Annotated in this window: 7 protein-coding genes and 1 tRNA gene; 6 read left to right on the top strand and 2 right to left on the bottom strand. The window is 62.3% G+C overall.

Annotated features, from left to right (window positions below):
• The 5 genes from BRA62_RS07065 (at window position 1) to BRA62_RS07085 (ending at window position 2811) form a co-directional block, all read left to right on the top strand.
• Window positions 1-73: transfer RNA gene (locus tag BRA62_RS07065), tRNA-Gln, on the top strand.
• A 111-nt stretch (window positions 74-184) separates the two neighbouring features.
• The gene (locus BRA62_RS07070; protein ID WP_292365869.1) at window positions 185-580 is read left to right on the top strand and encodes a DUF3795 domain-containing protein; all 396 of its coding nucleotides are present in this window, start codon (window positions 185-187) and stop codon (window positions 578-580) included.
• A gap of 229 nt (window positions 581-809) precedes the next feature.
• Window positions 810-2102 (top strand): phosphopyruvate hydratase, encoded by a 1293-nt coding sequence (gene eno, locus BRA62_RS07075; RefSeq protein ID WP_292365870.1) that lies wholly within the window; start codon window positions 810-812, stop codon window positions 2100-2102.
• Between the two features lie 36 nt (window positions 2103-2138).
• A complete protein-coding gene (locus tag BRA62_RS07080) occupies window positions 2139-2300 on the top strand; it encodes a hypothetical protein (protein WP_292365871.1) in 162 nt (53 codons plus the stop codon).
• An 85-nt stretch (window positions 2301-2385) separates the two neighbouring features.
• Window positions 2386-2811, top strand: coding sequence for an HPP family protein (locus BRA62_RS07085; RefSeq protein WP_292365872.1), 426 nt, complete (start codon window positions 2386-2388; stop codon window positions 2809-2811).
• On the opposite strand, the gene BRA62_RS07090 is transcribed toward BRA62_RS07085, so the two are convergent.
• Window positions 2777-3973, bottom strand: coding sequence for a cation:proton antiporter (locus BRA62_RS07090; protein ID WP_292365873.1), 1197 nt, complete (start codon window positions 3971-3973; stop codon window positions 2777-2779). The genes BRA62_RS07085 and BRA62_RS07090 overlap by 35 nt on opposite strands.
• 245 nt (window positions 3974-4218) lie before the next feature.
• Here BRA62_RS07090 and BRA62_RS07095 point away from each other — a divergent pair, with 245 nt between their 5' ends.
• A complete protein-coding gene (locus BRA62_RS07095; protein ID WP_292365874.1) occupies window positions 4219-5403 on the top strand; it encodes a cation:proton antiporter in 1185 nt (394 codons plus the stop codon).
• A gap of 310 nt (window positions 5404-5713) precedes the next feature.
• On the opposite strand, the gene BRA62_RS07100 is transcribed toward BRA62_RS07095, so the two are convergent.
• Window positions 5714-6169, bottom strand: a complete 456-nt coding sequence (locus BRA62_RS07100; protein WP_292365875.1) for a ferritin-like domain-containing protein — start codon at window positions 6167-6169, stop codon at window positions 5714-5716.
• Window positions 6170-6446: the final 277 nt, after the last annotated feature.

Raw genomic sequence — 6446 nt, forward strand, 5'->3', positions numbered from 1 at the left:
ACCCCCGTAGTGTAGCGGTCAATCATGCAGGACTTTGGATCCGGCGACGGCGGTTCGAATCCGCCCGGGGGTACTGTATTCATCCGGCCTTCACATTACCGCATGTGCGTATTTCGCAGCCACTCTCGTCCCGTTCGGCGGCGAAACCGGAAGGGACTTTTTGGCGTAGGGCGAGCATACGAGAATGACCCACCTCTCTCCTATCCTGATCGCCCCCTGCGGTATAAACTGCGGGCTCTGCATCGGCTACCTGCGGGAGAAGAACAGGTGCCCGGGCTGCCGGACGGAGGATGCCGCCAGGCTGAACGCGTATTGCGCCCGGTGCAGGATCCGGCAGTGCGAAGACCGTACGGGGGAGTACTGCTACGAATGCGCCGGATATCCCTGCACGCGGCTGAAACGCCTGGATAAACGCTACACAAAATACCGGACGAGCGTGCTCGACAACCTGAGCGAGATACGGGAGCGGGGAGTCGCGGAGTTCGTCGAACAGGAGAAGGTCCGCTGGGCATGCCCGCAATGCGGACATATCCTCAGCATGCACAGGGATCGCTGCCTGCACTGCGGTCGGACGTGGTGAGGAGGGAGCATCACCTGCACCGCTGCCGGCTCCGTTTGTATCCCACCAGAACTTTGCATACCTGCCCTGTGCCTCAATAACCTCCGGCGACGAACGAGAACGGGAAATCGGGTTCAGCGCAAACGGCAATACGGTATCGGACCGTACTGCCGCCACCGCCCGGACGGATCCGGCGCCGTCGATACCTTTTTTGCGCTCGATACCCTCCTGCCCCCTGGTGCCATCGAGCATGACCGAGGTTGACACGAGGATACGATCAGTCCATGCCCGCGAGATACTGGACTCGCGGGGGAACCCGACCGTCGAAGCGGATGTCACGCTCGCCGGCGGGGTGTCCGGGCGTGCCGCGACCCCATCCGGCGCATCGACCGGTAAACACGAAGCCGTCGAGCTCCGCGACGGCGTAAAAGACCGTTACGGCGGCAAAGGGGTGCAGAGACCCGTCGCCCGGGTCAACGGCGAGATCGCCGTTACCCTGCAGGGCATGGACGCCCGCGAGCAGGCGGCGGTGGACGAGGCGCTCATCGATCTCGACGGAACGCCGAACAAGCGGAACCTGGGCGCCAACGCCACGCTTGCAGTCTCCATGGCCGTCGCCCGGGCTGCCGCCGCCGCGCAGGGCCTCTGGCTCTGGGAGTACCTGGGAGACCCGTTAAAACCGCTCCTTCCCGTCCCCATGATGAATATCCTCAACGGCGGCGTTCACGCCAACTGGCAGGGGCCGGATTTCCAGGAGTACATGATCGCCCCCTACGGCGCTCCGAGCGTCGCGGAAGCGGTCCGGTGGGGGAGCGAGACCTACCATGCGCTCAAAGAGATCCTCAAGGCGCGGGGCTACACGACCGGTGTCGGCGACGAAGGCGGGTTCGCCCCTGCAGTCTCCACGAACACCGAGCCGCTCGACCTGATCGTGGAAGCAATCGAGCGTGCCGGGTATGCGCCCGGCCAGGAGATCGGGATCGCTCTCGATCCGGCATCGAGTGCGTTCTATAACGACGGCGTCTATAACCTCAGGACCGAAGGGCTGACCCTGACCGCTGCCGAGATGGTCGACCGGTACCGCGACCTTGTGGCGGCATACCCGGTCATCGTCATCGAGGACGGCCTTGCGGAGGATGACTGGGACGGCTGGCGGATGCTGACCAGAGCTATCGGCGATCGGGTGGAGCTCGTCGGCGACGACCTCTTCGTCACGAACGTCGAACGGATCGAGCTGGGTATCCGGAAGGGGGCCGCCAACGCCGTCCTGATCAAGCCCAACCAGATCGGAACGGTGACCGAGACGATCGCCGCGGTGCATCTCGCGCAACAACAGAACTGGGGTGCGATGGTCTCCCACCGGAGCGGCGAGACGGTCGATACGTTCATCGCCGATTTCACCGTCGCCATGCGGACCGGCCACCTCAAGACGGGAGCGCCGGCCCGGGGCGAACGGGTCGAGAAGTACAACCAGCTCGTCAGGATCGAAGAGGCGGCCGGGGATACGGCCCGGTATGCCGGACGGAGCGGGTTCGTCCGGTAAGATGGCGCCGATCGGATCTTGAGCAGGGGTGACGGGATGGCTGCATGCCCGTGCTGCGGAGCAGGACTGACCGGCTACGAGCGGATCGCCGCCTTCGGGAAAGGGAGCCTTCGTACCGGGATCGTCCTCTGCTGCCGCTATTGCCGGTGGCAGGGGGCGTGCCGGGAGAACTGCCCGGACGACCTCCCATGGGGGTGAGCCGGGACCGCATGTTTATTGCTCCTCCCGACCACCCCCTCCGTAGAACGGTATGGAGCCTATCGATATCCCCATAGTCAGAATAATGCACCGTGAATACGAGCACGTGACCCCGGCAACACCCATCCTTGAGGTGATGGAGAAGTTCTCCGAACGGGGGCGGCACGACCTGATCGTGCTTGGAGAGGACGGGACATTCATGGGCGTGATCATGCTCACCGATATTCTGGGCTGCCTCATGCCTCATCTGGGCGTGCGCCCGGGCAGAAAGACATCGGGGATGCCGTCGGGGATCCTCTGCATGCTCCTGGGGAGCGGGCAGGCAGCCGGCGATCTGGTGACCAGGACAAACATAACCATCTCACCCGGCGCGACCGTAGGGGATGCGCTCGCCCGCATGGCCCGCGACCAGCACCCCTACCTCGTGGTGGTGGACGGTGCCGGGAAAGCGATCGGGTGCGTGGAGCTCGCCGATATCATTGCGACTCTGCGGCAGGGCGGCCACCTTTAACCGCTTCTTCTCTCTTCTTCCGGGCGGCAAACCCCCACTTCATCAGAAGCGGCGCCACAAGAATCGTCGCTATCACCATCACCGTCACGCCCGAGTAGAGCCCCTGCGTGACAATCCCGGCGGAAAGCGAGATCTGGGCGACGACCAGGGCGATCTCGCCCCGGGGGGAGAGCCCGAATCCGACCATGAGTGCCTGGAGTCTGTCTCCCATGTAGGGACGCGATCCGATGTAGCCACCGGCGGTCTTGCCCGCTATCGCCAGAAGGATAAGTGCCGGCACCAGCACTGAAGCAAACACCGCAGGATCGGGATGGAAGAGGAGCCCGATGGAGGCGAAGAAGAAGGTGACGAAGAACCCGAAGGCAAAGTCGGCGAGGCCGTCAAAGACGCTCCGGTCGTTTCTGATCTGGGGGCCGAGAACCAGTCCGGCAACGAACGCCCCGATGGCGTAGTGGAGTCCCACCGCATCTGCGACCGCAGCGGATCCAAAAGCGATGACGATCGCCGTCACGTACGGCATTTCGTGGGTGAGCATCCGATGGGACGCCCGGAAAACCCAGAGAAAGAGGCGCCTTCCTGCCGTGAGGGCGAAGGCGATGAAGAGGACGGCGAGCACCAGCTTCGCCGCGAGCGGGGCAAGCTCCAGCCGCCCGGAGAGGGCGATGGAGGAGAGGACGCCGAGGAGGATGACCCCGATGATGTCGTCGACCACCGCAGCGCCGACGATGGTGTTTCCCACCATCGAGTTGAGCATTTTGAGATCGATCAGGGTCCTCACCGAGACGCCGATGGAAGTGATGGAGATGACGGTGGCAAGGAAGAGTTGCTCCACAAAAGAGAAGCCGAGCAGTGCGCCGCCGATGATGCCGAACACGAAAGGAACGACGATCCCCGTCACCGCAGTCAATGCCGCCGCGTTCCGGGCTGCGGCAAAAGCCCTGGCGTTCATCTCCACGCCGGAGACGAAGAGGAGCGCGATCACGCCGATGGTGGAGAAGAGCTCGAGTGTCTCGTTCATCGTCACCAGTCCGAGCACCGCCGGCCCCACCAGGATTCCGGCGGCGATCTCACCGATCATGGGAGGATAGCCCCCACGCTCCAGGAGTTCCCCGAAGACCTTGGCAAGACCGAGGATCAGGACGATGGCGACGATCGGATCCATCTATCGACGATCACGACGTAGGGTACAAAAAGCCTTCGAAGAGCAGGGCTGCCGGGCCCGGTGCGGGAGAAACGGATTTGCGCGCGGCTGGAGAAGCAGTTCTCCTTTCACGCGGTCAGGAACACCGAAAATCTCAGGTGAGCGACGCTCCTGAACATCGACGCGACGTTCTCCCGCAGTCGCCCTGCAACTCCCGCATGTTGCATACATTTCTTAAGGCCTCCCTCCCCAGATCATGGGCAACAATGGAAAGCGCCGCCCTATCTATCGAGTTCCAGATGAGCCTCCTCCTCTTCCTCGCGCTCGCCGGCTACCTCCTGGCATCCCGGATCAACCAGTCGGCGACGATCGGGGCCATTCTCGTGGGGCTCCTCGTAGGGCCGAGCATGCTCGGCCTGATCACCTACACGGACTTCGTCCGGAGCCTGGCGCATCTCGGGGCAATCATCCTTCTCTTTGTGATAGGTTTCGAATTTAACGTCAGAGATATCCTTAAGGGAAGTTACGGTGTCATTGGTGTTTTCGGCGTCATCATACCGTGGATCGGGGGTTACGCCACCGCCGTCCTCTTCGGGTTCGACTTTGCCAGCGCGGTCTTCGTCGGCACGGCGATGACGGCAACAAGTATCGCCATCACCGCGAACGTCCTCAAGGAGATCGGCATGCTCCAGACCGATGCGGCGAAGGCGATCATCGGCACCGCGGTCATCGACGACGTCCTCTCTCTCGTAGCGCTCTCAATCACGACCGATCTGGTCGCCGGGGGTGTCTCGGCGGTCTCGATCGGCCTGGTCCTCGCCAAAGCGATCGGGTTCATCGTCATCGGCGGCGCCGTCGGGCTCTTCGGCGTAAGCCGGTTCATCGAGCGGATGGATGCATCGAAACTGGCGCAGAAGTACCCTGAGTTCGTCTTCATCTTCGCCATGATGATCGCGTTCCTCTACGCGATGCTTGCCGACCTCATGGGCCTCTCGGGGATCGTCGGTGCGTTCATTGCCGGGGTCGCCTTCGAGGGGGTCGGGCTCCGGAACAGCAAGGACGTCAGGGAAGGCGCCGAGTACCTCCAGATCATCTTCGCCTCGATCTTCTTCGTATCGCTCGGTATCCTCGCCGACTTCCAGGCGCTCACTCCCGACATCATCATCTTTCTCGTGGCACTGACCCTGGTCGCCATCGCCACCAAGGTCATCGGGTGTGGTCTCCCTGCCCGGGCGATGGGGATGTGCCGGGAGGACTCCCTCATCATCGGGTTCGGGATGGCGCCGCGGGGCGAGGTGGCGATGATCGTCGCCCTGATCGGGCTGGACTCAGGGCTCATCGGCCAGGGAGTCTTTGTCGCCATCGTTTTGATGAGCCTGCTGACCACCATCGTCACGCCGATCGTCTACCGGAACTGGTTCTTCAAGGGCGCGTACTGCGCCACGGAGTGATGCAGGGCTCCCCCCTACAGTTTTTTCCCCAAAAACGGCTTTGTTGAACCCCCACTTGTTTGCTCCAGATGGCCGCAATCAGGGGTAATCAGGGGCACGGCTTTCCACCGGGTTGCGCAGGCCACCACGGTCCACTGCATGAGGACATGCCCGAGAAAAAAGGTCGTCCCAGGGACAAGCCGGGTCCGGCACCAGCCTCAGCAGGGTAAGGATGAAGATTAGAACAGGGTTTTCAACAAAGCCCAAAAACTCTCTTACTTCCCTCCGGGTCCGGCCTGAAAAAGAGCCGGCAGTTCTGCCGGCCCCTGCCTCACCAGGCTTCCGGAAATGCCATGTTGGTGTAGATATCCTCGAGGCGCGCCTTGTGGCCCCGCTCCATCGAGGCAAGGCTCTGGAACAACTCTTTCTGCCCCGGATCGTCACTCAGGCTCGCGAGCTGGGTATACATCTGCATCGCGTCGAGCTCCTTCCTGATCGCGATGACGAGGCCGTCGAGCGGCTTTAGGTCGGCCGAGAGCGGCGGGGTCTCCAGGGTTTGAGCGACTTTGTAGTCCCGCTGCGTGTTAAAGCCGAGTGCTGACGGCTCTTTCAGCAGAAAACCCTCGAGGGTCTTCCGATGTTGGCTCTCCTCCCCGGCAAGTTCGTTGAAGAGGTTTTTCAGGTTCTCGTCCGTGACCTTCTCTCTGACCGTGCGGTAGAAGGTATATGCCTCGATCTCCCGGTCGATGGCATTCGATATGATGGAACGGTATTCTTCGGTGTCCATGACTTCATGCACCGGTGGGACAGTAGCGTCCGGGGTTTTTAAACCTTGTTGGGGGCGGGGTTTGGTATGGTGTTGGACCGGTCGGTGGGGGATCGCGGAAGTGGTCGTGGTGAGGACCGGTTAGGCAGATTTGGGGAGAAGCCGAACTGACATGTCAAAACATAGGGCACCTTGCTCACGATTTTTTAGAAACGTCACAAACCCGTGTACGGATTCCCAGTGGACATCGCCACGCGGGGAGGGGCTGACGGGGAGGGGGGTCTCCCCCTCCCCTGTC

Source organism: Methanoculleus sp. UBA208 (genome assembly GCF_002498065.1).
Lineage (GTDB): Archaea > Halobacteriota > Methanomicrobia > Methanomicrobiales > Methanoculleaceae > Methanoculleus.

Bases quoted from the DNA above. Each gene is read 5' to 3' on its own strand.
- BRA62_RS07070 (WP_292365869.1), top strand. From the start codon at position 185: ATGACCCACCTCTCTCCTATCCTGATCGCCCCCTGCGGTATAAACTGC.
- BRA62_RS07100 (WP_292365875.1), bottom strand. From the start codon at position 6,169: ATGGACACCGAAGAATACCGTTCCATCATATCGAATGCCATCGACCGG.
- eno (WP_292365870.1), top strand. From the start codon at position 810: ATGACCGAGGTTGACACGAGGATACGATCAGTCCATGCCCGCGAGATA.
- BRA62_RS07085 (WP_292365872.1), top strand. From the start codon at position 2,386: ATGCACCGTGAATACGAGCACGTGACCCCGGCAACACCCATCCTTGAG.
- BRA62_RS07090 (WP_292365873.1), bottom strand. From the start codon at position 3,973: ATGGATCCGATCGTCGCCATCGTCCTGATCCTCGGTCTTGCCAAGGTC.
- BRA62_RS07095 (WP_292365874.1), top strand. From the start codon at position 4,219: ATGGAAAGCGCCGCCCTATCTATCGAGTTCCAGATGAGCCTCCTCCTC.
- BRA62_RS07080 (WP_292365871.1), top strand. From the start codon at position 2,139: ATGGCTGCATGCCCGTGCTGCGGAGCAGGACTGACCGGCTACGAGCGG.